Raw genomic sequence first — 1,009 nt, forward strand, 5'->3', positions numbered from 1 at the left:
GAGTTTTTTTATTGTCCTTTTATATCACAAATTTTATTTATAGTGAGGTAAACCATGAAACAATCATCTTTAATTTCAACACTGACCGCTATGTTTTTCAGTCTTATTTTGCTGCTGCCGTCAACGGCAATGGCCGCCGATATTCAAAACATCGGTGTAATGAATCGACAGCAGGTTGTTGCCGCCTATCCCGGCATACAGGAAATATTCCAGCAGCTGCAGGATATGCGCACTGCCGCACAAAATGATTACAATACCAAGAGCAAAGGCTTGTCCGATGATGAGCGCAAGACACTCAACGACACTATTGCCCAGCAGGAAGCACAAAAAGAAGCTAAACTCATGAACCCGGTAGAAAATAAAATCAGCGCTGCCGTCAAAGCAGTCGCCGCTGACAAAGGGCTTACCATTATTCTGGATGCTGCCGATGTCGTCTATGGCGGTACCGATATTACCAATGATGTTATCGCCAAAATAAAATAAGCATATTAAAAGCCTGTTGTCTGCACGGACGACAATAACTAACCGCCGGTGCAGTTATTAATACAGTAATCCGGATAAAGGAGGTGCAGCGTCTTAAATGTCGCAGGGCAGTGAGGCTGTCCTGCCGGGGTATAAGAACCAATTTTGTTTAAGGAGGCTTTATTTATGAGTTTGTCTACAGTGGTGTCAACTTTTTATAATTTCGGTGCTTCTCCTGCGGCCGGTCGTCTTAAATTGATTTCTTCTTCGGGGTCAACGCCGACTGTTACGGGAGGACTCCCAAATGATATTCCTAATACCGATCCTATCGCTTTTTACTTTAACGGCGGCAGCGGCACCGGCATCAGGGTATTGCTGGTGGAAAGAGTATATCATTATGATTCGAGTGGAAATATGGTACAAGATCCTTGCTTTTTGACTGTATATGATCCGGTCAATTGGACGAAAACTGTTGATCGCAGCGCAGCTTATCAGTATAGTGACGGTAAAAAGCTGTTAAATGTCTACAGTATCAATTCACCGGGCG

At 43.9% G+C, this 1,009-nt stretch carries 2 protein-coding genes; both read left to right on the forward strand.

All coding sequences use genetic code 11. The annotated features are described in order from the left end of the window. Window positions 1-54: 54 nt before the first annotated feature. Window positions 55-483, forward strand: a complete 429-nt coding sequence (locus I6751_RS07990) for an OmpH/Skp family outer membrane protein (protein WP_196590766.1) — start codon at window positions 55-57, stop codon at window positions 481-483. A 165-nt stretch (window positions 484-648) separates the two neighbouring features. Then, window positions 649-1,009: hypothetical protein (locus I6751_RS07995; protein ID WP_196590767.1), on the forward strand; the 361-nt coding region annotated here is incomplete at its 3' end.

It is taken from the genome of Pectinatus frisingensis (assembly GCF_015732285.1).
GTDB lineage: Bacteria > Bacillota > Negativicutes > Selenomonadales > Selenomonadaceae > Pectinatus > Pectinatus frisingensis.